Annotated in this window: 26 protein-coding genes; 19 read left to right on the plus strand and 7 right to left on the minus strand. The window is 71.0% G+C overall.

Going from position 1 to position 21,380, the window contains the following annotated elements; all coding sequences use genetic code 11:
* Positions 1 to 452: 452 nt before the first annotated feature.
* The 3 genes from ACFVFQ_RS36310 to ACFVFQ_RS36320 are packed head-to-tail and all read right to left on the minus strand — an operon-like array spanning position 453 to position 2,100.
* Positions 453 to 872, minus strand: a complete 420-nt coding sequence (locus ACFVFQ_RS36310; protein WP_383424581.1) for a hypothetical protein — start codon at positions 870 to 872, stop codon at positions 453 to 455.
* The gene (locus ACFVFQ_RS36315) at positions 869 to 1,159 is read right to left on the minus strand and encodes a hypothetical protein (protein ID WP_383424583.1); all 291 of its coding nucleotides are present in this window, start codon (positions 1,157 to 1,159) and stop codon (positions 869 to 871) included. Before ACFVFQ_RS36315 ends, ACFVFQ_RS36310 begins: the two co-directional genes overlap by 4 nt.
* Entirely contained in the window at positions 1,159 to 2,100 is a 942-nt protein-coding gene (locus tag ACFVFQ_RS36320) for a hypothetical protein (protein WP_383424585.1), read from the minus strand. The genes ACFVFQ_RS36315 and ACFVFQ_RS36320 overlap by 1 nt, the downstream gene beginning before the upstream one ends.
* A gap of 248 nt (positions 2,101 to 2,348) precedes the next feature.
* On the opposite strand from ACFVFQ_RS36320, the gene ACFVFQ_RS36325 reads away from it, so the two are divergent.
* The 5 genes from ACFVFQ_RS36325 (at position 2,349) to ACFVFQ_RS36345 (ending at position 5,818) form a co-directional block, all read left to right on the plus strand.
* Positions 2,349 to 3,032 carry a hypothetical protein gene (locus tag ACFVFQ_RS36325; protein WP_383424587.1) on the plus strand — a complete coding sequence of 228 codons (684 nt, stop codon included), beginning with the start codon at positions 2,349 to 2,351 and terminating at the stop codon, positions 3,030 to 3,032.
* Positions 3,033 to 3,222: 190 nt separating this feature from the next.
* A complete protein-coding gene (locus tag ACFVFQ_RS36330; protein ID WP_383424589.1) occupies positions 3,223 to 4,053 on the plus strand; it encodes a ParA family protein in 831 nt (276 codons plus the stop codon).
* Positions 4,053 to 4,517 (plus strand): hypothetical protein, encoded by a 465-nt coding sequence (locus tag ACFVFQ_RS36335; protein ID WP_383424590.1) that lies wholly within the window; start codon positions 4,053 to 4,055, stop codon positions 4,515 to 4,517. Before ACFVFQ_RS36330 ends, ACFVFQ_RS36335 begins: the two co-directional genes overlap by 1 nt.
* Positions 4,514 to 4,768 carry a DUF6372 family protein gene (locus ACFVFQ_RS36340; protein ID WP_383424592.1) on the plus strand — a complete coding sequence of 85 codons (255 nt, stop codon included), beginning with the start codon at positions 4,514 to 4,516 and terminating at the stop codon, positions 4,766 to 4,768. Before ACFVFQ_RS36335 ends, ACFVFQ_RS36340 begins: the two co-directional genes overlap by 4 nt.
* 840 nt (positions 4,769 to 5,608) lie before the next feature.
* Entirely contained in the window at positions 5,609 to 5,818 is a 210-nt protein-coding gene (locus ACFVFQ_RS36345) for a YozE family protein (protein WP_383424594.1), read from the plus strand.
* Between the two features lie 147 nt (positions 5,819 to 5,965).
* On the opposite strand, the gene ACFVFQ_RS36350 is transcribed toward ACFVFQ_RS36345, so the two are convergent.
* The 4 genes from ACFVFQ_RS36350 to ACFVFQ_RS36365 form a co-directional block, all read right to left on the minus strand.
* Positions 5,966 to 7,603 (minus strand): ATP-binding protein, encoded by a 1,638-nt coding sequence (locus ACFVFQ_RS36350; protein WP_383424596.1) that lies wholly within the window; start codon positions 7,601 to 7,603, stop codon positions 5,966 to 5,968.
* 181 nt (positions 7,604 to 7,784) lie between these two features.
* On the minus strand, positions 7,785 to 8,771 hold the full coding sequence (locus ACFVFQ_RS36355) for a bifunctional DNA primase/polymerase (RefSeq protein ID WP_383424599.1): 987 nt from the start codon (positions 8,769 to 8,771) through the stop codon (positions 7,785 to 7,787).
* A 258-nt stretch (positions 8,772 to 9,029) separates the two neighbouring features.
* Positions 9,030 to 9,578, minus strand: a complete 549-nt coding sequence (locus tag ACFVFQ_RS36360; RefSeq protein WP_383424601.1) for a UTRA domain-containing protein — start codon at positions 9,576 to 9,578, stop codon at positions 9,030 to 9,032.
* A gap of 12 nt (positions 9,579 to 9,590) precedes the next feature.
* Positions 9,591 to 10,367 carry a GntR family transcriptional regulator gene (locus ACFVFQ_RS36365; RefSeq protein WP_383424603.1) on the minus strand — a complete coding sequence of 259 codons (777 nt, stop codon included), beginning with the start codon at positions 10,365 to 10,367 and terminating at the stop codon, positions 9,591 to 9,593.
* Between the two features lie 365 nt (positions 10,368 to 10,732).
* Here ACFVFQ_RS36365 and ACFVFQ_RS36370 point away from each other — a divergent pair, with 365 nt between their 5' ends.
* From ACFVFQ_RS36370 to ACFVFQ_RS36435, 14 genes are all read left to right on the plus strand, one after another.
* Complete coding sequence (locus ACFVFQ_RS36370; RefSeq protein WP_383424605.1) at positions 10,733 to 11,236, plus strand: hypothetical protein; 504 nt, start codon at positions 10,733 to 10,735, stop codon at positions 11,234 to 11,236.
* The gene (locus ACFVFQ_RS36375) at positions 11,233 to 11,475 is read left to right on the plus strand and encodes a hypothetical protein (protein ID WP_383424607.1); all 243 of its coding nucleotides are present in this window, start codon (positions 11,233 to 11,235) and stop codon (positions 11,473 to 11,475) included. Before ACFVFQ_RS36370 ends, ACFVFQ_RS36375 begins: the two co-directional genes overlap by 4 nt.
* Positions 11,472 to 12,872: a DUF2637 domain-containing protein gene (locus ACFVFQ_RS36380; RefSeq protein ID WP_383424608.1), complete on the plus strand. Its 1,401-nt coding sequence runs from the start codon at positions 11,472 to 11,474 to the stop codon at positions 12,870 to 12,872. The genes ACFVFQ_RS36375 and ACFVFQ_RS36380 overlap by 4 nt, the downstream gene beginning before the upstream one ends.
* A 3-nt stretch (positions 12,873 to 12,875) precedes the next feature.
* A complete protein-coding gene (locus ACFVFQ_RS36385) occupies positions 12,876 to 13,253 on the plus strand; it encodes an RRQRL motif-containing zinc-binding protein (protein ID WP_383424610.1) in 378 nt (125 codons plus the stop codon).
* Between the two features lie 94 nt (positions 13,254 to 13,347).
* Positions 13,348 to 15,642, plus strand: coding sequence for an FtsK/SpoIIIE domain-containing protein (locus tag ACFVFQ_RS36390; RefSeq protein WP_383424612.1), 2,295 nt, complete (start codon positions 13,348 to 13,350; stop codon positions 15,640 to 15,642).
* Between the two features lie 239 nt (positions 15,643 to 15,881).
* Entirely contained in the window at positions 15,882 to 16,592 is a 711-nt protein-coding gene (locus tag ACFVFQ_RS36395) for a hypothetical protein (protein WP_383424614.1), read from the plus strand.
* Between the two features lie 169 nt (positions 16,593 to 16,761).
* Positions 16,762 to 17,697 (plus strand): DUF4097 family beta strand repeat-containing protein, encoded by a 936-nt coding sequence (locus tag ACFVFQ_RS36400; protein WP_383424616.1) that lies wholly within the window; start codon positions 16,762 to 16,764, stop codon positions 17,695 to 17,697.
* 105 nt (positions 17,698 to 17,802) lie between these two features.
* Positions 17,803 to 18,096 carry a hypothetical protein gene (locus ACFVFQ_RS36405; protein WP_383424618.1) on the plus strand — a complete coding sequence of 98 codons (294 nt, stop codon included), beginning with the start codon at positions 17,803 to 17,805 and terminating at the stop codon, positions 18,094 to 18,096.
* 93 nt (positions 18,097 to 18,189) lie between these two features.
* The gene (locus ACFVFQ_RS36410) at positions 18,190 to 18,573 is read left to right on the plus strand and encodes a hypothetical protein (RefSeq protein WP_383424620.1); all 384 of its coding nucleotides are present in this window, start codon (positions 18,190 to 18,192) and stop codon (positions 18,571 to 18,573) included.
* Positions 18,574 to 18,698: 125 nt separating this feature from the next.
* The gene (locus ACFVFQ_RS36415) at positions 18,699 to 18,950 is read left to right on the plus strand and encodes a hypothetical protein (protein ID WP_383424622.1); all 252 of its coding nucleotides are present in this window, start codon (positions 18,699 to 18,701) and stop codon (positions 18,948 to 18,950) included.
* Positions 18,951 to 19,014: 64 nt separating this feature from the next.
* Entirely contained in the window at positions 19,015 to 19,527 is a 513-nt protein-coding gene (locus tag ACFVFQ_RS36420) for a hypothetical protein (RefSeq protein ID WP_383424623.1), read from the plus strand.
* Positions 19,528 to 19,541: 14 nt separating this feature from the next.
* A complete protein-coding gene (locus tag ACFVFQ_RS36425) occupies positions 19,542 to 19,709 on the plus strand; it encodes a pRL2-8 (protein WP_383424625.1) in 168 nt (55 codons plus the stop codon).
* Positions 19,710 to 19,714: 5 nt separating this feature from the next.
* Positions 19,715 to 20,353, plus strand: coding sequence for a DUF6919 domain-containing protein (locus ACFVFQ_RS36430; protein WP_383424645.1), 639 nt, complete (start codon positions 19,715 to 19,717; stop codon positions 20,351 to 20,353).
* Between the two features lie 530 nt (positions 20,354 to 20,883).
* Positions 20,884 to 21,378, plus strand: coding sequence for a transcriptional regulator (locus tag ACFVFQ_RS36435; protein ID WP_383424627.1), 495 nt, complete (start codon positions 20,884 to 20,886; stop codon positions 21,376 to 21,378).
* Positions 21,379 to 21,380 lie beyond the last annotated feature (2 nt).

Raw genomic sequence — 21,380 nt, forward strand, 5'->3', positions numbered from 1 at the left:
GACATCACACCGCTGAGGCCGTCCTGAACCTCCGCTGCCGGACGCACTCCACCCGCAACACGTCGACTCGGGACACGGAGAGTGCGCGCAAAAACTTCGGCGAACAGTACCGGCGGGACCGCCTGCTGTCCTCGGGCAGCTCGGCACCGCACTGACTGCACCGCCGCACCTTCTTCCTGGCCACACCTCCAGGGTCCTCCTCGACCCTGCCGCATCCAAGGCCGTCCGCCGTGGAACGGGGCGGGGTCGAGGTAGCCGTAGAGGTTCCCGGCGAGAAAGCTCTGACCTGCGGAAGGAACACTTCGTGGAACTTCGTTGAACCGTCCTACGCGCGCGCGTGTCACGAGGGTTCCACCGGCGACCGGCACGGCGAAGGCCCGCGCCGGTGCCGGCGCGGGCCCTGCTTTCGTCCCGGACGGAACGCGAGTTGCAAGATCTGTCAGGCCGTCCGTCTACCGCCCGCGGCCCCGGTGGAAGCCCTGCCGTGCTGCCGAGCTGGCGGCAGCGTGACGGCGTTGCCGGGCTTCCTCCGGGATCTCGGCGACGGCGTCCAGGGCGGCGCGGATGGCGTCGGCGTCCGCCGGCGGGAGGCCCGTGCTCCGCTCGTAGTCGGCGAGCAGCTCGTGGACGAGGCCGGTCAGCCGGGTGATGCGCGGGTCCCGCAGCCGTTCAAGCAGGACCTGGACGTACGTCTCCTCGAAGACCGTCGCGTCGACCTCGACCGGGACGGCGTTGCGGTCGGTGCTCCACTGGCCGGTGTCCGGGTCGTAGGCGACGGGCCGGAGCGTGACGACGGATGAGCCGTACTCCGGCCCCCAGGACCGGAAGTGCTCGCCCTCGGGGGAGCGCCAGACGTCGGAGGCGGATGTCATGCGCCGACCTCCCTGTGCCCACCGCGCGGCAGCGCCCGCCGGGAGGTGCGCGGCCGGGTCCGGTCGGCGCGTTCGACGGTCACCTCCTGGTCGTCGTTCCCGGGCGCGGCCGGCGCCTCCAGGAGCAGCACCTCCATGAAGACCCGGGCGCCGCCGTCGCGCCGGTTCGGCACGAGCGACACGTTGCCGAGCACGACCTCCGGCGACGCCTCCAGCGCCCTCCGCACCGCGTCGGCGGTGCGCTGCGCCTTGCCCGGGTCGGAGTCCATGATCCGAAGCGACGACATCAGGCACTCCTCTCCTCGATGCCGACGCCGTGGCCGTCCAGCGTCCACGCCGCGCGCTCCCACACCGGCTCGGTGCCGTCCGCGATCCTGTGCAGCAGGCCGGCCATCGACTGCCCGTCGGCCGCCACGTCCAGCGAGCGCGACCACGGCACCGTCTCACCGTGCCCGGGGAGGCAGGGGACCGTGCTGTACGGGTAGTCGGTGTGCGCGTACCAGGGAGCCCAGATCCGCGCGACGGAGGCGTTGGCCGCCGAGTTGTGCGCGGCCCACGGGTGCAGCGGGTCGCGGCCGGAGACGACCGGCCCGGAGTCGGGCAGGCGCAGCAGAGCCTGCGGGTAGCGGCGGTTCGGGCCCATGTGGTCGGGCTCCTCGACCACCCGCCGGCCCGCCAGGAGCGCATCGAGCCGGTCGAGGACGGCGCCGCGTTCGGGGGTGCCGTACTCCCCGGCCGGGGCGGCGTAGAGGACCTGGCGGTCGCGCACGCCGACGACGGCGACGCCCTGGGCCTCCGGGAGCGAGTCGGGTTCGACGTCCACGACCAGGAGCACGGCGGCCGGGTCGGCGACCAGCTCGCGCGAGAGGAGCTGCGCCTGGTCGTGCTGCTCCCACATCGTCATCGCGTACCGGCACGGGTCGCAGAACCTGCCCTTGCCGAGCGGTTCGCGTTCATGGACGCCGCACCGCCGGCACTGGTACTGCAACTCGCGGGCGCGGTCGAGCACGGCGCGCTGCGCCGCCGAGACCCGACGCTTGGGAACCGCGGCGGTCGCCTCGTACAGCGGCGCGTAACAGTTGCCGTGATAGAGCACCTGGCCGACCGGGTCGGAGCCCGGCTTGAGGCCCTGGCGGTCGAGCTGGGTCTTGGTGTGCAGTCCGTCCGGGACCAGGGCCCAGTCGGTGTACCGGGTGAGATTGGGAAGCGGCGGGATCGAGCTGGGCAAGACGACCTCCTGTGAGGGGTTCCTATAAGGCAAGGTAGAGCCGCAATCTGCCTCGCGCAACAACCCGAAAACGCGGGTTGACCTGCGCGTTTAGTGGCGCGTTATCTAGCTTGCTTGGACCATTTACCGCAAGCGGAAATGCTATCTATTTAGCAAGCATGATGGAACTGATGAGACCGTCCTTCGCACGCGCGTGAACGGTCTCGGGAACGGATCTGCGGGCGGTATATCTAGCTAGACTGCGCGCCATGTCGCTAATGCCTTTCGTTGTCGCTGTGGAGCCCGATGACCTCCAGGCGCTGAACGATGTGGTGAAGGACGGGTTCAAGGCCGAGCAGGCATGGCTGGCCGAGGCTCGGGACCTCTACGGCACCCGCTTCCTGCGGGGCAAGGCGCTCAGCGAGGCCCGCAAGGAGATCCGCAAGGAGTTCCGCAGGCTCCGGGACCTGGGCAAGCTCGCCGGAACCCGCGACCTGGTGGTGGCCCGCGAGGTCCGCGCCGAGCTGAAGCGCCGACGGATGCACGGGGAGTACGACCCCGTCCCCGCCGAGGACCTCGCAACCCCCGGCCGCCGTGTCGGCACCGGTCCCCGGCACTATCAGCGCAGCGGCTCGGAGCCGACCAAGCTCAAGGGCCGGATGTACGTCAAGCTGCCGGGCGCCCTCGGCGACCAGCTCACCCGCGGCTGCTACTGGACGTCGGCGCCGGCCGTGGCCGCGCTGTGGGAGTGGCAGACCCGGTGGGGTGACGGCCCGGAGGTCATCTTCCGCGAGGCCCAACGGCGCGGCGCCGTCACCATCCTCGACCTCTGGTGCGCCGCGATGGCCCCCCGGCCGGACGCCGACGCGATACTGCAGAAGGCCGAACTTCAGGCCCAGGTCGTCACCACCGGCGACATCATCCGCTCCGCGGTCAAACGAGCCACTCGATAGCACTCCCTGGCAAACGCTGACACTGGCGCGGATTTCACCTGCTTGTTTGCGGTCAATCAAGCTAGATAGCGCGCGAACTTCAGCGGGCTCCCGCTGGCATTTCGGCTTGCGGGAAAGCGTGCGGTCCAGCTTGCGCTTAGGCAAGCGTTGTCGGCAGTCTTCGGCTTACCTGAAGAAGGAGGGAGGACCCGTGGCCGAAGACCCGGACATCGTCGCTGAGGTCAGCGAGAAGGGCGGCGTCGGGAAGACATCGCTGACGGCGGGACTGATCGCCGTGGCCGCCGAGCTGGGACTGAGGGTGGGCGGTGTCGACCTGGACCCGCGTTCGACGCTCACCGACGAGCTGGGCATTGTCGACCCGGAGCTGTCGGTGAATGACGTGTACTACGTCGACAAAGAGAAGCCTCCTCAGGACCCGGCGCAGCTCGCCCGCAAGGCGTTCGTCCGCGCGGGCAAGGACTGGCCGTCGAACGTGTGGGTGCTGCCATGCGTCCGGAAGTTCGGCAACCGCGAGACCGACGCGACCACCGGGATGGAGTTCCGGCTCAAGCGCGCTCTGTGGGGGCTGCGGGACCTGGTCGACGTCCTCTTCCTCGATGTGCCGCCGCGTGCCGGCGGGAAGATCGTGGGCTCCGCCCTGATCGCGACCAAGAAGGTGCTGATCCCCGCGACCCTGACCGACGACGGTCACGACGGTGCGACCGAGGCCATGACCTCGATCGAGCACTACACCGCCCCAGGCGGCCTCAACGAGGGCCTGGAGATCTCGGGGATCGTACGGAACATCGTGCCGCGCGAGACCGAGTACCGGCAGATCCACCAGGACTGGGACGACCGCCTGCGCGAGGACTTCGGCGACCTGGTCCTGCCGACCATCGTCAGGAACTACGCCATCCGCGAGGTCTGCCGGACCGGCTCAATGCCGATCACCGCCGCGCCCGGCCGGGAGGCCAAGCGCCTCCAGGCCGCGTACCGCGAGGTCCTGTTCCACACCCTGCCCCATCTGAAGGAGAAGTCCTGATGGCCACCTTCGCCGACAAGGCCCGCCAGGCTCAGCAGGAGAAGCGCGCCGGCCGCGATGAGAAGGACCCCGCGGACCTGTCCGGTGCGCAGGAGCCGGACTGGGACAACCCCGGGACCTGGGGTGGCGAGAGTTCCGACGCTGACGATTCCGCCAGCGGGAATGCTGGCGATCCTGTGGGCGAGAACGACGGCCCGGAGCCGGAGCCCGAGGCCCCGCCGAAGCGGCCCTCTCCCGCCGCGAAGGTGGCCGCCCGTGCGCCCCGGCGCCGGGGCCGGCCGCGCGGGCCGGAGCGGGTGGCGCTGACCGTGCGCATCCTTCCGGTGAACGACCGCAAGCTCACCGCGGCGGTCGAGCAGACCGGGCTGAACCCGCAGACGCTCGTGGAAGAGGCGCTGGAGGCCCACTTCCGGCGGCTGAAGATCCAGGACCCGGGCGCGGCCAAGCAGGAGGGTGCCGCGTGACGGCGTTCGACACCGACGCGCTGCCGCCCATCCTCACCGTCCGGATGAACGCGATGTACTCCTGGGAGCAGGACCGGCCCGGCGGGTGCCGGTGCGCGTGCGCCCTGTTCCATGCGTCGCGGATGGTCCCGGCCTGCACGAGTCCCGCCGAGCCGGGTCTGCTGATCCGGGTCGAGACGCCGACCGAGACATCCTCGCCGCTGCCGGTCTGCCTCGGCTGCTACCACCAGCTCGTGCCGCGCGCTGCCTGACGTCCGGCCTTCCGCCCCCGTTTCCGCCTGCTTTTCCGCACGCGGGAATGCGGGCGGTTTGCTGTCCTGACCTGGTCGGCAGGGACGCACCGCCGGTGAGGGGCGCACCTCGGCCGCGCGACCTGGAGGGGAGGGGTAAAGCGGACGAGCGCGTCCGCGCTCGGCACCCCCGGGTGCGGGCCCCTGCGGTCCGCGCGTTCACCGGCGACGGCCGAACCGGCCGCGGCCGGCCTCCCGGCCGTCGCCGGGCGCGGACCGCGGCCTGCCGCACGTCACGCGCCCCACCTCACCCGTACGGCCCGCTGAGCGCTGCGGCCCGGCTGCGCAAGGTGGTGCCTGCCTTCCGTCCGCGAGGCGGCTTGAAGCCGCACGGGGCTGCTCAGCGCCACCCAAAAGCGGGGTGCGGGGCGCGGCGGCGCGGATCGTCGCCGTCTGCGGCTCGGAGTCGATCACGTTCTGTAGATCAGGGCGGTGGCCCGGGAGGGACGCAGGGACGCAGGGACGCTCTTTTCCCCTACATCTCTCTTCTCTCTGCTTCTTCTCGTCATTCCAACAGAGATGAGGGGGTCAAGTGCGTCCCTGCGTCCCACCGAAAGCCGCATAACGGACGCGTGGCAGGTCAACGGCAGGGACGCACCTGGGACGCACTAGGGACGATGTGCGTCCCAGGGACGCACTTTGAGCCCCGAGGGACGCACATTTCACAGGTGCGTCCCTGGGTGCGTCCCTGCCCAGGTGCGTCCCTGCGTCCCTGGGTCACCTCACGCTGCGTGAGCGGTGTCGGAGGCTGGCGGTAGGGTGCGGCACCGGATCGGCAACGGACGAGGGAAGGACGGGCCCGTGGAAGGCTTCGGCGGCTGGCTGGCGCAGTTCTCGCAGGTCAACGGCGCTATCGGTGACCTCGCCCGGGACGCGGCGGCAGACCCGGACTGGCCGGACGGCCCCGACGAGCTGGAGACGTACACCGACCACCTCGAAAGCGCCGGCGCCGCCGAGGCCGCGCTCGACGTCCTCGCCGACGCCTGGGCCCGGTACACCGCCGGGAGCTGACCGACCCCTCCCCCGCAGGACACGCAGACAGGGCTGTGTCTGCCTGCGGATTCGCGTTCAATCAAGCTAGATAACCCGCCCCTACCTGCGGGCACGCCGAAAGCCCGCGCGTGCTCGGCACGGCGGGTCGGCGGTGGCGCGGGGGCGCTACACGGTGATGGACTCCTGGACCGGCTCCGGCTGCTCAGGCTCGGCGGACGGGTCGGGCTTGGGGATGTAGGTGATGGTCAGGGACCGCTTGCTGCCCGACTTCGTGCGGGCGATGTCGACCCCGAGCTTGTCGAGGTCGGAGGCGACACGGTTGATCCGGCCCGACAGCGCGCCCGGCGTTCGAGGCCACTTGTCGTTCGTCATGCCGACCTGGCTGGTCAGCTCCTCCAACAGCTCCCCGGCCGTGCCCTCCCACGCCTGGACGTCGTCCTCCGGCCGGGCGGGCATCCGCTTCATGAACGTCAGGAGCTGGGTGGCGACCTGGTTGGATTCCACCACCTCTTCCGCCAGCTCGGTGCGCTGCTGGAGGTAGTCGCGCAGGATCGACTTCTCCGGCACGCCGTACACCTCGTCCAGCGCCGCCATGATCAGGCCGTAGTCGGCCATACGGGGCAGCGGGATCTCCCCGCGGTCGGCCTTCTCCCGGATCGCCGGGAGCTTGCCGAGCACCTGGACCAGGAGGTCGAGCAGCGCGCCGAGGATGCGCGGGTGCGCTTCGTCGTACGCCTCCCACAGCGCGGTCTCGGTGCGCCGCTGGGTGATCCGGTGCAGGTGCACCGGGATCATCCGGTCCGCGAGGTCACCGCGCAGCGTGCCGACGTCGATGCCGTTGACGATCAGCACCCGGCGGAACTCCTGGACCGTCACGTCGCTGTCGCTGTAGAGCGTCCGCTTCACGTTGGCGTCACCGGTCGCCGCGCGGCACATCGCGTCCGACAGCCACTCCGGGATGCGGCTGAGGTTGTCCAGGCCGACCACCCACGAGCCCACGGCCGCGGTCGCCCAGTCGTCCGGGTCCTTCGGTGTCGACCGCGCCGGCGCCGCGCTCGGGTCGAGCAGCTGCACGAGCATCTTCGTCGCGCTCGTCTTCGCTGTGCCCTGCTCGCCGGAGAGGAACAGCAGCGGGTGCGGGATGCCCGGGACCAGCCCGGAGACCAGCCACGACACCATCAGCGGCCACGACTCGTCCGTGACGTTCAGCAGCCCGCGCAGCTCCCGCAGCGACCCGCCCGAGACCGGCACCGGCAGCGGCTGGGTCAACTGAGAGCGCCGGAACAGCGGCTGTCCCTCGGCGGCCGGCGCCACCGACCACCCCTCGCGGGTGATCGTGACGACCGTGCCGTCCGCCCGGCCGAGGTCGAGGACCAGGCCGTGCTCCGGCCGCTTGCCCAGCGGCGCGACCCGCAGGTGCAGCGGCACCGGGTCCTCCGCCTGCGCCCGGCCCTCGATGGCGAGCATGGCGTCGGCCAGCGCCGACGACGACGCCGCCTTGTTGTGCAGGCCGTAGTACGTCCGGGCCAGCTCCGCCCGCAGCGAGATCCGCCCGCCGCGCAGCAGACGCGCGATCCGCGGCCCGTCCTTCGGCACCGCGTACAGGTCGCCCGCGTCCGACGTGCCGAACTCGTACCGGCTGTCGGCCATCGCGATGATCTGGTCCGCGACGCTCATCTTCTCGCCGCCGCCGGCGGCGCCCTTCCCCCGGCCCCGCTGCGCCGGGGGCGTCGCCGAGGTCTGCGCCTTCCAGGCCCGGAAGGCAGCGAGGTCCTCGGGGCTGAAGTCCATGTCCTCGCTCACGCCGCACCCCCGATCACCAGACGGGGACGCAAGCAGGTGCGACGGGGTACGACGGTCTCGCATTCGAGGCCACTCCTCGGGTGCCGAGCCCCGGGGCGGTGGTGCGCCTGCGGGGCCTTCATCAGGTCCGAGGCGTGGTGTACGTGGCGCCGAGCCTTAGTGTCCTGGGGTGCCGTTCGCATCAGGCGGCACCGCCCATCCGGCGCGGGCGCGCGAGGCCGGCGGACATGCCGGACCGCAGCGTCTTCTCGATCTCGCGCGGGGTGTCGACCCCGAGCCCCGCCGCCTGCGCGGCCTCCGTCAGGTGCTCCTCGGCGACGGCCTGGTCCACGAGCCCGGCCGCCACGAGCTGGCCCGCGCGGTACGCCGCGAGGTTCAGCCGGTTGTTCCGGCCGCCCGCCTGCTTCATCGCCGCCAGCTCGTCACACTCCGACCGCAGGATGCCCGCGGCCCACCGCTGCTCGCGCGTGCCCTGCCGGGTCATCTCCCGCAGCCGGGCCACCACATCGGCCCGGCGCGGCGCTCCCCCGGCTTTGGGTGGCGTCGGTGCGGTCGTGACCAGGGTCAGCAGCCACTCCGGCAGCACTGCCGGATCGGTCGGGCTGCCCTGCTCAAGCACGTACGAGGCGCCGTCGACCTCCGAGCCGATGCCGACGACATACCCGCCGGCCGCCCGGGTGTCGAGGCAGAACCCGAGGGTCCGCGCGGTGTTGCGTACGGCGGTCCCGGCCGGAGCCCGGTAGACGAGGTGCCGGCCGCCGCTCGGCGTCCGCACCGCCATGGTCGGAGTGATCCGCGCACCCGGCGTCCGGGCCGCGAGGGAGTCGAGCATCGTCATGCCGTCCACGATCTCCGGGGAACCGGACACCTCCCCCTCGTGCGGCACGTCAAGGTCGAGCGCGACCAGCCCCGAGGGCCCGCACGCGATGCCGATGTTGAACGGGGCCCGGCCCCACGTCCGCTCGATGACCTCCGGGTCACGGGTTGCCCGCGTCTCCCAGTTCAGCCACCGCGGCTCCTTCGCACCCACCAGGAGCGGGTGGACGTACATCCCACGCTCGGCGTACCGCAGCGCGCTGGCCAGCAACTTTGTCCGGAGGGCCCGGGTTGCAGCCGTGTTGTTCTCCCGGCGGTGTGGCACCGGGGCCAATCCATCTCGTACCCTCATGTGTGAGCGTCCTTTTCTCGTACCGCTCGAACTTCGCCGGAATGTGTGGTCCCGGCTTTTGCAGTGACCGAGGCGCCCCTGCCAGGGCGCCTTCGGCGTTTCTGGGCCTCATCGTGCACCCACATCCGCTGTTGATCTTCATCGGCCACGTTCGCCGGGGACGATCCGTCCGGTTTTGCGGTGCGAACGATGGAGCGGCGTGACCGCGTTGTGATGGAGGACTGGGTGTGGGGCCCGGAGTTCCGGGCCCCACGGACATCAGCTCAGCGGAGTGCTGAAGCGGAGGACCCAGCCGGGCCCGGGGCGGTGCACCGTCACCTCGACCGCGCGTCCATCGGCGGTGTGAGCGATGTGGGTGATCTGCAGGAGCAGGCTCCCGACCTCGACCCCGAAGGCGTCGGCCTCGACCTGGGTGGCGGGGTACTGGACGACCTCCTCGATGACTTCGGTCTGGGCGAACCCGGCCTCTGCCATCCGGCTGATGATGCCGCCCCGGCCCGGGTCGGGGTTCTCGATCCCGGCGGCCTCGGCGACGTCCAGCGGCACGTACGAGTCGGCGAGCTGGACGAGCTGGTCGCCGTTGTACATGTGGCGGGCCCGGACGACGGTCTCCTCGGTGTCCGAGATGCCGAGGATGGCGGCAACCTCCGCCGGGGCCGGGCTGCGACGAACCTGGGTCTCGACCCGGGGGGTACCGCCGAGCCGCTTGATCTCGGTCTCGAAGGCGCCGCGGCTCTCGCCAGCCTCGCGACGCTCCTTCAGGTACCGCTCGGTCGCGTCACGGACGATCGCGTTCTTGGTGCTCAAGGGTGGGTCCTCTCAGGATTCGTGCTGGTCGATGGGCCACTCGTAGCTGAGCGACCACAGCGTGATGGGCAGGACGTGGATGCAGACCTCGACGGCTCGCCCCTCGGAGGTCAGACCGATGTGGGTGATCTCGTAGACGGGGCGGGACGCCGGGATGCTGAGGGCGTCTGCCTCCTCCTTCGTCGGGGTCCGCACGTTGATCTCTTCGCGGATTCGGACCTGGGCGTGGCCGGCCTCCGCGAGGCGGGACTTGCTGCCGCCCTCGCCGGTGTCCTGCTCTTCGAGCTGGGTGCCGAAGGCGATGTCTCCGGGGAAGTACGAGGTGGCGACCTGGACGACAGCTTCGTTCGCGCGCATGGTGCGTGCGCGGACCAGGACCTTCGCGGCATGGTGGGTGCCCAGGATCTTGGCGACCCGGGCGGGGGGCTTGAGACGGCTGATCACCGTCGCTGAATGCGGCGTCATGCCCAGGCGGGCGATCTCGCTGGCGAAGGCGCCGCGAGCACCGTCTTCCTCGCGGGCGGCCTTGATGTACCGGCCGGTCCCGTCACGGTGGATCTTGCCGAGGATCGGAGAGACGAAGGTGCCCTCCCCCCGCCGGGAGAAGATCAGCCCCTCGTCTTCCAGGACCTTGTACACGTCCCGCGCCGTTTGGAAGGCGACCCCTTCGGCCTCCTGGAGGTCGCGGACCTTCGGCAGGGGGGACCCGGGCGGATACACCCCCCGTCGGATCTTGTCTCGAAGCTCAGCGGCGAGCCGCTGAACCTTCGGGACCTTGCTCTCCTCCACGCCTGCTCCCTCATGTCTGATTGCGCGTCCCCAGTCTGTCAGAACTAGTTCTATCTGGACAGCCAGGCCGACCATACCTTGCGTTCGCGTCGCTCGGGAAGCGCAGAACTAGTTCAATCTGCCATGTCGGCGAGACTCTGAACTAGTTCTATTGACAGCGGCTCCGGAGGGTGCCTTAATCATCACGTCGCCCCGCAGAACTAGTTCAGCGGAAGCGGTGAAAGGGCCCGGTATGCCTTCTGTATCCGGGTCACAACTATGCCCAAAACGCCAGAACTTGGCCCGACATAGCGCGGCTCCCCGGGTGATCTGCCAGACCGCCGGGGAGCCGCCGGGGCCGTTACACCGAGAGGGGCACGACCCACATGAACATCATCGTCGCAGGCCAGCGCATCGTTACCGGATCCGAGTTCCTGGAGGTCGCGGGCGGCTTCGCTCCCGAGGTCGAACCGCTGGACCTCGCCGAGGAGTTCACCGCCGGCGGACTCTTCAGCCGGGCCGCGCTGGACAGCTTCCTCGCCGACTTCCAGGTCGAGACGGACACGGACCGCGAGGACGCCGCGTACTACAAGAGCTTGCTCCGCCGGATGCCGCGTGAACTGCGCGCCCGGAAGACCGCCCCCGCCGCCCCGGCCGCCGTCGTCGCCGAGCTGGAGGCCGCCGACGACGTCCTCGGCTTCGAGGCCGACGACATCACGGCCGACTGGACGGCCGCCGACTTCGACTCGTACGAGGTCCTCGCCACCCTCGGCGCCACCAACCCGGCCGCCGCCGTCGCCCGCGCCCGCGCGCCCCGCGCCGAGCGCCGCGCGGTCCGCGCCGCCCTGCGCATCGTCCGCGACGAGATCCCGGCGGAGGTGGCGGCATGAGGTTCCTCGCCCACCTCGCGCTGTTCCTGCTGACCGTGCTGGAGATGACCCTCGGCGTGATCGCCGGTGTCGCGGCTCTGGTCAGCGTCATCACCGAGATGGTGGCCCGCGCGACGGCCGCCGGCGGCGACACCTTCGCCCGCCGCGCCCACGTCCGGCCCGTCTCCCCCCGACTCCGTTCTGAGCTGGCGACCGTGCTGTCCGGGATCGCGAACCCGGCGGCTGGAGGTACCCGATGAGCTACCGCGAGGAGCGCCGCGCCGACGCCGCGGCCCAGGCCGAGCAGTCCCGGAAGAACGCCGAGGTGCGCGCCGAGCAGGCACGCGAGGACCGCCGCCTTGAGCTGGAGGCCAAGCGCGAGGAGAAGCGGCTCGCCGCCGAGGAGAAGCGCAAGGACACCGAGGCCAAGGCCGAGCAGGACCGGAAGAACGCCGAGGCCAAGCGCCGCCAGGAGCAGGCGGACAAGCGGGCCCGGCAGCAGGAGAAGGAGCGGAAGCGGGCCGCGCGCCGAGCCAAGGTCGGCAAGCTCACCGGCTGGCTGAACCGGAACCCGGTGACGGCGTTCGTCGGCTTCGTGATGGTCTGCTCGATCGTCCCGGCCGTCATCTCGCAGGTCGTCTCCCTGGCCGACGCGGGGGTGTTCGTCCTCCTGGCCGCGCTGCTGTCGGCGATGCTGGAGGGCACGGCCTGGGCCCTGACCTTCATGGGCAAGCAGGCCGAGGACGCCGGACGGCCGGCGGGCAAGTACCGGGTCGCCACCTGGATCACCGCCTTCCTCGCCGCCGCGGTGCAGTACTGGCACTGGTCCGAGGCCCTGCCCGAGCACTCCTGGGTCGCCTGGGTCTTCGCCGGGTCGTCCATCGTCGCGATCTACCTGTGGGACATGAAGACCCACGGGTCGCACGGCAAGACCCGCGAGGAGCGGCGCCGGGAGAAGGCCCGCAAGAAGCACCTCGCCGACCGGCGCAAGCACCACAAGGACATCGCGTCCGAGGCCGACCGTCTGCTGTCCGCGCTGCCCTTCGAGGCGATCAGCGACGAGGAGGCGTTCGCCACCGCGTGGCGGATCAAGGAGGGTGCCGAGCCGGGTCTGTCCGCCAAGGTGTACGCGGCGGCCACCGACGCCCGGGTACAGCTCGGGGCGGCCTTCGAACTGGGTGAGCACGTCCGCCCGGAGCTGGTCCGCGCGGGGATGCTCGCGAGCCTCTACAACCCGCTCCCGCACCGCCTCTCCGAGGGCATCCCGACCCTCGGTCCGAGTCTCCCGCTCCCCGCTCTCCAGCGGCCCTCTGAGGGCGCTACAGCCCTTGCGGGAATTGGGATGTACGGGTCTGAGGGCGCAAGCGAAAAAGCCCGCGAGAAGGGCAGCGGAAAGGCTTCTGGGAACGCTGGCGATGACGCCAGCGGGAACAGTCGCCGGGGCCGGTCCGACGAGGAGCTGAAGGCGCTCCTGCCGGACGGGCTGAAGGCCGCCGCCGAACTCGTGGCGGAGGGCAACCAGATCTCCGCCGCCGCTCTGTCGAAGCGGATCGGCATCCGGCGGGACGATGCCCGGCGGCTGCGGGACCTGGTCGTCGCCGAGCGCAAGCTGAAGCTCATCGACGGCGACGGCGACGCCGTTGCGGTGGGGGCCTGACCGATGGGCCGCCTCGCTGATCTCTGGGACCCGAAGGGGGAGCGGCACGACGTGCCGACGTTCCTCTGGCGGATGGCTCCGGACGGCCTGGCGACGCGCGACCAGCTCGTGGCGAAGGGGCTCCGGCCCCGGGGCCCGGCGGTGGCGCAGGTGATGTGGTTCAGCAAGAAGTCGCCGGGCGTGCCGCGGTTCGCCCGCCTCTATCCGGTCGACCGGGCCACCCCGCCCAAGCCCCGCTCCCCCGGGCAGATCGCTTCCCTCGCGGCGGCGATGCGGGCCCGCCGGACCTGCCCCGAGTGCGGCGAGGTCAGGGAGTACTGCATCGCCACCTCGCTCAAAGCCTGCACCCCCTGCGCGGACGGTTTCACGGCCGCCGCTTGATCTTCCCGCCCCACCGAAAAGCGCGGGGCCCTGGCGTTCCACCTCCTACAGCGACCGCCAGGGTCCCGCTTCCTCCCGAAGGAGAAGCACCAGCATGACCGAGATGCCGACCGGCCCGAGCCCGGAGCGTACGGACCTGGCCACCGTCACCTTCCTCCGCAGCGCGCGGCCGGCCCCCGACGCCAGCCCGACGGACGCCGCCCCCGCTTTGGGTGGCATCACCGAGACCACCGACCGTGCCGCGGTGGTCGAATCGGCCCGCCGGGTCCTGGAGGGCCGGGTCACCCTGGAGAAGGCACCGGTCGAGAAGGCCGAGGTCGAGAAGACCGAGCTGGACCTGGACGCCTTCGACGACCGCCCGCTCATCCCGGCCTGGGCCAAGAGCGCCGAGGGCTGGGCCATGTACTCCGGAGTCGTCTACCGCTCCCGTCTGCGGGCCTACCGCCGGTGGGTCCGCCGCCAGCGCACCGAGCGCGGCCACGCCGCCCAGTTCAGGCGCGGCGCCCGCCGGGTGCAGGACTGGGTCACCGGCTTCGAGGGCATCCAGACGCAGGCCCTTGCCCACCAGGCGCACATCGCCGCGAAGGAGGCCCGCGCCGCCGCCCGCGCCGCCCGCTACACCCCGGCCCTCATGAAGAACAAGAAGAAGACCGCGCTCCTGGAGGCCGACCGCACCCAGACCGTCGCCATGCAGGCGGTCAACGCCCACAAGCAGGCCAAGAACTACCGCCGCAAGCTCCGGGCCCTGCGCGCCGGCGCCGCGTACGGCCCGCCGCTGGCGGCGATCAGCACCGGCTACCTGGGAGCCGGAGCCTTCGGCGCGACCGCCGGCGCGCTCGCCACGTTCGCGGGCGGCGCCTTCGCGGGCCGTGAGGTCGTGGTCGAGGAGACGGACTGGTCGGCGGACTGGCGCTCGCTCGGCGACGGCGACCCGATGACCGCGCCGATGCTGGACGAGGTGTTCCGCCACGCGAAGGTCATCGGCGCCGAGGAGACCCTGCACATCGTGCAGATGCCGATGCTGGACGCGCGCGGCGCCTGGTCGGCGGTTATCGACCTGCCGCCCGGAATTCCGGCGAAGAAGGCAATGCGGGCCCTTTCCGAAATCGCCTCCGCTCTCGGAGTCGAGGACGCGCAGGTCAGCATGACCAAGACCAAGGGAAAGGGCGCCCGTTCCGGCCGTCTGGAAATCTACGTCTCGAAGGATCTGCCGTTCACCGAAAGCGCCGAGGCGGGCCCGCTGCTCGCCCTGGAGGCGGCCACCAACTTCTGGGGTCGTATCGCGATCGGCCCGGACGTGCGCGGCCTGCCGATGTCGATTTCCGTGGTCGAGCGGTCCGGCCTGGTAGGCGGCGAGCCCGGCGCGGGCAAGTCGGCGTCCGGCAACGTGATCCTGCTGGCCGCCGCCCTCGACCCGCGCGTCATTCTGTGGCTCGCCGACGGAAAGGGCGGTGGTGACCTGGAGCCGTTCGAGGAACTCTGCGAATGGTTCGAGGGAGACGCCGACCCCGAGGCGTTCTACGAGATGCTCAAGGCCGCCGTCGCCGACATGAAGGCGCGATACGCCCTGCTCAAGAAGCTCGGCAAGCGCAAGGTCACCGAGGACCTGGCCAACAAGTACCCGCTGCTCCGGCAGAAGCTGCTGTGGGTGGACGAGCTGATGTTCTACACGACCGACGACGACTTCGGGAAGAAGATCACCAAGCTCCTGCGTAACCTCGTGAGCAGGGGCCGCGCGGCCGGGATCGTCACGTTCTGCGCCACCCAGAAGCCCGGCAGCGACGTCGTGGACACCAGCCTGCGGGACCTGCTGTCCATCCGGTGGGCGCTGCGCTGCACCACCCCCGAGGCGTCCGACACCATCCTCGGCAAGGGCGCCGCGGCGGCCGGCTACTCGGCGAAGACCATCGAGCCCGAGATGCGCGGCGCCGGATTCCTGTGGGCCGAAGGCTCCAACCCCGCCCTGGTTCGCGCCGACTACTACACCGACGACCAGGTCGAGCTGCTCATCAAGCGCGCGTACGACCTGCGCGACGCCGCCGGCACCCTGCCGGACGGGCCGAAGACCCTCGCCGACCAGCTCCGGGACAAGGGCGAGCAGGACGCCGACGTCCTCGCGGTCCTGGTCGACGTCTTCAACGCGTACGACCAGGAGGCGAAGGAGGAGGACGCCACCGGCGAGGTCGACTGGCTCCCGGGCACGGTCCTGGTCGACGCGCTCAAGGCGGCCGGGCTCGACATCAGCCCCGAGAAGCTCGCCCGCCTGGTCGTGCGCGAGGACGCCGAGAAGAAGAAGCGCACCTGGCAGGACAGCGCGTCCGCGCTCAACGGCTACCCGCTCACGGCCGTGCTCCGGGCGGTGCAGTCGAAGTACGGCCTGACCGCCTGAGAACCCGGATTCAGCCCGGACGGCCGCCCGGAATGCCCTGGTATCACCCCGGACCGGGCGGCCGTCGACCCGGACGGCACCCCCCTCGACCTGGACGGCCCCCGTCCAGGTCGAGCCGGGACCCGTCCAGGATGCCCACCCCTCCTGACCTGCATCGATGCCCCGCCCATCCAGGCCCGATCCAGGTCTCAGCACCGCCCAAACCCTGACAAACCGAAAGAGCCGAGGAGAGACCCCCGATGGACGTGAAAGCCGACCTGAAGCTGGTGGGGATGGCGTACGTCGACGGCCGGGAGCTGCTGTGCTCGGAGTGCGGCAACGGCTTCTCCCTGGAGATCCACAAGCACGGCTTCCGGGAGGTCTGGCCCGCCTGGATCTGCTGCCTGTCGTGCGGCAAGGGCGAAGACTCCAGCGTCGTCACCAACGGCCTGGTCGACGCCGTCCTCGCCGGATGGGCGCAGCGCCGCAAGGAAGAGGACCGCGACGTTTTCACCGCCGAGTGGCGCGGCATCGTGATGACCGGCGAGCTCTACCCCACGTTCGACTTCCACCAGGCCGTCGGCGCGGCCAAGGCCGTGCACGAGTACGCCGCACCCGAGGTCAAGAAGTGGTGGCGAGGCAAGAAGAAGGCGGCCAAGGCCCAGGTGAAGGAGAAGGCCGGCGCGGTCACCGGCGCGGTGAAGGGAAAGGCGAAAGACGCCGCCGACGCCGCGAGCGAGAAGGCGGGCGAGGCGATCAGCACCGCGAAAGCCACCGCGCTCACCACGGCCTGGACGCTCCAGACCGGCGGCGCCGGGCCGACCAGGAGCGTGAAGCCGAAGCGCCGGCGCTGCACGGTGAGGGGCTGCCGGGGCGGCATGGTCACCATCTCCACCCGCGTCCACGCGACCACCGGCAAGACCTCTGAGGTCAAGATCCCGTGCGGGGTCTGCCACCGCAGCAGCACCTGACAGCCCCTCCCCCGGAAGAAATTTCCGGCCGCTGACCTGCACGAACGCGCTCTATGCAGACTCAGAGTCTGCGAACCCCTGGACATGCAGACTCGGAGTCTGCATCATCTAATTACCGCAAGCGAAAAAGCCAGCGGAAACGCAAGCTGATCCGTAGAGGAGAAGATCTGTGACCACCCGAAAGCTCGTCGCTGAGACCACCGGCCCCGTGACCATCGACGCCAGCCTCCTCGGGCACGGCGGCGTGATCTCCGTCCGCGCCGAGGCCGTCTGCAAGCGCGCGACCCTCGTCATCAGCACCACCGACGAGGAGGGCGCCGCCGCCGACGCGGTCCGCGACGCCACGCTCCGCCCCTCCGCGACCGGCCTGAACGCCACCGTGCACGGCAAGGGCAACGGCGGCGGCACCACCGTCATCACCGGCGGCCGACGTGGGATGACCGTGATCCAGAGCGCCGGGACCGTCTACGGCGAGATGACCGGCATGACCTTCAACGGCGGCATCATCGGCGGGAACTTCGTCGGCGGCGACGTCTACGTGAACGGCGTGAAGGTCAGCGGCAACACCACGGTCGTCACGGGCAGCGCGCCCATCGAGATCACCGCCATCGTGCCGCCCGGCAGCAAGGTCATCGGCCGCACGCAGTCCGCCGACATCGAGGCCCTCGGCTGCTCCTTCGCCCTGGTCTCCGGCCACACCCAGTCCGGCGACTTGCGGGTGGACGAGGCCGAGAAGGTCACCGCCTCCACCCAGTCCGGCGACGTCACAGTCAACAAGGCCGCCGACATCAGCGCCAAGACCCAGTCCGGCGACGTGAACCTGAACCTGACCGACGTGGTCGACGCCAACACGATGTCCGGCGACATCCGCATCCGGGACTTCGGCGGCACCGCCCGGCTGAAGTCGATGTCAGGCGACATCCGGGTCCACGCGACCGCCGGCGGCGACATCGACGCCCACACGATGTCCGGCGACGTCGATGTCACCGCGACCGAGGCCGCGATGGACGAGCGCCTCGACGTCCGCCCGCGTTCGATGTCCGGCCGGATCAACGTCCCCTCCCGTCGCGTCTCCGGTTCCGGCCCCCGCCGCCGCGGCTTCTGACCGGCGCTCAGCCCCGGACCCGCCGCGATGGTGCCGGATCGACTCCGGCCCGGGGCACGCAAAACCGCCAGCGAAAAAGCAAGCCGATTCGAGAGGAACCCACCAGTGGCCACCATCGCCCTTGCCGCTCTCGCCCCGTTCACCGACGACATCGCCTTCGCCGCCGAAGCGGAGCCCGCGACGACGCCCGCGGACTTCATCGACCAGCTCGGCACGGCCGCCCACAACCTCGGTTACTTCGCGCGGATCAACGGCGCCGAGGACCTGGAGACCGCCGCGCAGTACCTCAGCGACGCCATGGACTCCGAGGGCGCCGAGCACGACGTCCTGGTGAAGCGGGCGGTCCGCTACCTCGTGAACACCGCCGAAATGGTCGACGAGTACCGGCTCATGGTCTGACCGGCCAGCCCCGGACCAGGCGTGACGCTGCCCGATCGACTCGGGCCCGGGGCACGCAAAACCGCCAGCAGAAAAGCCAGCGAAGGAGCAAGCGTGAAGAAGCCGAACCGCCTGATGACGTTCCTGCTCAGCCTCATCGGCCAGAGCTGGGCCTACGACACCGTGGACGAGGTCGAGGAGGTCATCGGCAAGAACGCCTTCGACAACTACGAGCGGCGCCTGGCGACCCACCGCAAGGGAGCCGCCCGCATCACCGACTCCCTCGGCTTCCAGCCCGGCCTGGTCGCCCTGCACGACGAGCTGAACGACACCTGGCACTACCTCACGGCCCTCCAGCACCGCGCCCGCGACCTCGGTCACCACGGCCTGGCCAACAGCCTGAAGTGGGCCGCTGACGACACCGTCGACGTCATGACGGCCGTCGACGAGGCCGCCGAGAAGACCGTGCCCGCCCCCGAGGTCCCGCTGACCCGGTAGACACGCCCCGGGGCGGCCGACACCCGGCCAAGGATCACCGGCCGCCCCGGGCCCCGCATCCCGCTCCGAACGGCAGCGGGAGGGAGCCCCCATCGTCCCTCACGACACCGAAGGAGCCCGCCCCAATGGCAGCTCAGCCCGACCAGGAAACCCGCACCGCCGCGAAGGCCCGCTTCACCGAGCTGAAGAAGGTCCGCGACCAGGCGCACGACGACGCCGAGAAGGCCAAGGCCGCCGCCGACGAGGCGATGTGGAAGTCCATCGCCGCCGAGCTGGACGCGGGCAACGCCCTCCAGCTCGACGTCGTGGACGCCACTGGCTTCTCCCGGGACCACGTGCTGCGCCGCACGAAGAAGTACCGCACCAACCAGAACTGACCGACCGGCCCCCGGACTTCGGCCCGGGGGCCGGCCACCTCCCAGCCGGAAAGCCGAGGTCGCCGTGAGCACCGAGAACCCCGCCAACAGCCACCCCCAGAGCGAACCGCTGAGCGAGTCGGCCGCCGAAGCTGTGGCCCGCGAGATCATCGAGGGTCTGTGGCGGTCGGAGCCTGTTGCCACCTCGACCAGGTTCGTGGACCCCACGCCCACCCCGGCGTACGGCACCGCCGAGCCGGTCCACCAGGACGACCGCCGGATCGTGCCCGCGTGGGCGGCCGGGGTCGCCGTGGCCTCCATCGGCGTCGGCGCCGGCATCACCGGAATCGGCTGCGGTGTCTGGCTCGCCTGCCAGGGATTCGCCGCCGTGACCCTCACGTCCGTGCTGTTCGTGACGCTGCCCATCGCGGCCCTCGCCACCGTCGTCGTCGCGGTCGGCTCCGCGATCCGCGGCCTGAAGGCCACGCACAACGAGACCCACCACCACTACGGCGGCGCCACGGTCCACCAGAAGAACACGAACGTCGCGGACCACCCCAAGTGGTTCGGCCGGACCAACACCACCGTCAACAACTGATCGGGGAGACCCAGATGGCGAGCCAGAAGGCCCTGAACCCGCCCGCGGGCGAATGCCGACAGTGCTGGTACCACGCGTACGCCTCACGCGAGGCGCACAAGCACCTCAAGCCCCGCGAGGACTGCCCGGCGTGCGTGGACCACATGCTCAACGGCCACGGCAACATGATCGTGGGGCGGTGACCACCATGCCGCTGCCCTGGATGAGCCGCGCCGACCGGCGCCGCTGGAAGTCCGCCCGCACCGTCCTCGACCTCGGCTGGCTGATGGCCCTGTGGCTGGAGGGCGAGATCGCCTCCCGCCCCGGCTACCAGCCGCGCTTCGGCCCCGACGAGGAGACCGCGCACCTGGTGCCGACCCTCGCCGCGCTGTGCCGGGCCGGGTACGTCACCACCCAGTCGCAGCCCGGTCTCACCGGCACCGGCGTGGACGGCCTGTGGTGGGAGCAGCGCGCCGCGGTCGAGCTGGTCGTGACTGACGCCGGCCTCTTCCACCGCCTGGTCGACGCCGCGCACGCCGCCGGGCTGATCGTCCGGATCAACGACCACCGCCGCGACGGCGGCGCCCAGGAGCAGCCCGTCGTCGTCACCACCCGCGACGGCGAGCCGGTCACCGCGTTCGGCGGCCGGATCAGCCGCGCGGACATGGCCGTCCAGTGGCCCGGCCTCGACCGCGGCCTCTACGGCCAGGTCGCGCACGGCACGTACGTCTCGATCGTGGCACCGGAGTACGGCACCGCCGGCGAACGGCTCTGGGTCGTCCTCGACTTCCTCACCGGCCTGCGCCGCGAGGACCCCGCCAACCCGTGGGCCCGGTCCGCCGACTGACCCGCGCCCGGCGACGTCGCCCCGGCCAGCGCCCTCCCCTCCCCCGCTTTTGGGTGGCATCAAGGAGCCCCGCCGAGCCGCAGCGCTCAGTGGGACTCCGTACGTCTGAAGGGGCGCGTGACGTGCGGCAGGCCGCGGAGCGCGCCCGGCGCCGCACGGGAGGCCGCTTGCGGCCGAGCGGGCGGTGACGGTGAACGCGCGCTCCGCAAGGGGCCCGCACCCGGGGTGCCGAGCGCGGACGCGCTCGTCCGCTTTACCCCTCCCCCAGGGAGGGCGCCGGGATGACCCTTCGTCCCTCCTTCGAGGCGCGGCGGTGAGGCGCAGATCACCTCCCGCATGCGCCCGGGGAGCGGAAGACCTTCGTCTTTCGCGAGAACTTTGAGGGGCCTGACCAGCACAGACCCTCTCTATGCAGACTCGGAGTCTGCGAACCCCTAGACATGCAGACTCGGAGTCTGCATCATCTAATTACCGCAAGCGAAAAAGCCAGCGGAAACAACAGCGGGAAACCGCGAAGGAGATCAGCACCCATGACCGCAGCAGCCGTGTTCGCCGCCGTGTTCGTCGCGCTGTTCATCGCGCACTCCGTGGGCGACCACTGGGTCCAGACCTCCCACCAGGCGGCCCACAAGGGCGAGAACGACAAGACCCCGGGCCAGTCCAGCCGGGCCGGTCGGATCGCCTGCACCCTGCACGTCATCGGACTGACGATCACCAAGGGCATCGCACTCGCGGCGGTTGTCTGGGCCCTCGACCTCCCCGTCACGGTCACCGGCGTGGTGGCCGGCCTCGGCGTCGACGCCGCGACCCACTGGTGGGCAGACCGCCGCAGCACCCTCGCCTGGCTCGCCAAGGTCACCGGCAAGACGGAGTTCCTGTCCTTGGGCACGCCCGCCCACCCGGCGTACCCCGTGACGGCCGAGGGCGGGTACGCGCCGACGCTCGGCACCGGCGCCTACGCGCTCGACCAGAGCTTCCACCACCTCTTCCTCGGCGTCGCCGCGCTCCTGATCGCGGCGCTCTGAGC

The sequence above is a fragment of the Streptomyces sp. NPDC057743 genome, from assembly GCF_042798755.1.
Taxonomy (GTDB): Bacteria; Actinomycetota; Actinomycetes; order Streptomycetales; family Streptomycetaceae; genus Streptomyces.

What these genes read in the sequence shown, in the direction of transcription:
- ACFVFQ_RS36310 (WP_383424581.1), bottom strand. Translation starts at nt 872, where the DNA reads ATGACATCCGCCTCCGACGTCTGGCGCTCCCCCGAGGGCGAGCACTTC.
- ACFVFQ_RS36315 (WP_383424583.1), bottom strand. Translation starts at nt 1,159, where the DNA reads ATGTCGTCGCTTCGGATCATGGACTCCGACCCGGGCAAGGCGCAGCGC.
- ACFVFQ_RS36325 (WP_383424587.1), top strand. Translation starts at nt 2,349, where the DNA reads ATGTCGCTAATGCCTTTCGTTGTCGCTGTGGAGCCCGATGACCTCCAG.
- ACFVFQ_RS36335 (WP_383424590.1), top strand. Translation starts at nt 4,053, where the DNA reads ATGGCCACCTTCGCCGACAAGGCCCGCCAGGCTCAGCAGGAGAAGCGC.
- ACFVFQ_RS36355 (WP_383424599.1), bottom strand. Translation starts at nt 8,771, where the DNA reads ATGAGGGTACGAGATGGATTGGCCCCGGTGCCACACCGCCGGGAGAAC.
- ACFVFQ_RS36370 (WP_383424605.1), top strand. Translation starts at nt 10,733, where the DNA reads ATGAACATCATCGTCGCAGGCCAGCGCATCGTTACCGGATCCGAGTTC.
- ACFVFQ_RS36375 (WP_383424607.1), top strand. Translation starts at nt 11,233, where the DNA reads ATGAGGTTCCTCGCCCACCTCGCGCTGTTCCTGCTGACCGTGCTGGAG.
- ACFVFQ_RS36380 (WP_383424608.1), top strand. Translation starts at nt 11,472, where the DNA reads ATGAGCTACCGCGAGGAGCGCCGCGCCGACGCCGCGGCCCAGGCCGAG.
- ACFVFQ_RS36385 (WP_383424610.1), top strand. Translation starts at nt 12,876, where the DNA reads ATGGGCCGCCTCGCTGATCTCTGGGACCCGAAGGGGGAGCGGCACGAC.
- ACFVFQ_RS36390 (WP_383424612.1), top strand. Translation starts at nt 13,348, where the DNA reads ATGACCGAGATGCCGACCGGCCCGAGCCCGGAGCGTACGGACCTGGCC.
- ACFVFQ_RS36395 (WP_383424614.1), top strand. Translation starts at nt 15,882, where the DNA reads ATGGACGTGAAAGCCGACCTGAAGCTGGTGGGGATGGCGTACGTCGAC.
- ACFVFQ_RS36415 (WP_383424622.1), top strand. Translation starts at nt 18,699, where the DNA reads ATGGCAGCTCAGCCCGACCAGGAAACCCGCACCGCCGCGAAGGCCCGC.
- ACFVFQ_RS36425 (WP_383424625.1), top strand. Translation starts at nt 19,542, where the DNA reads ATGGCGAGCCAGAAGGCCCTGAACCCGCCCGCGGGCGAATGCCGACAG.
- ACFVFQ_RS36430 (WP_383424645.1), top strand. Translation starts at nt 19,715, where the DNA reads ATGCCGCTGCCCTGGATGAGCCGCGCCGACCGGCGCCGCTGGAAGTCC.
- ACFVFQ_RS36435 (WP_383424627.1), top strand. Translation starts at nt 20,884, where the DNA reads ATGACCGCAGCAGCCGTGTTCGCCGCCGTGTTCGTCGCGCTGTTCATC.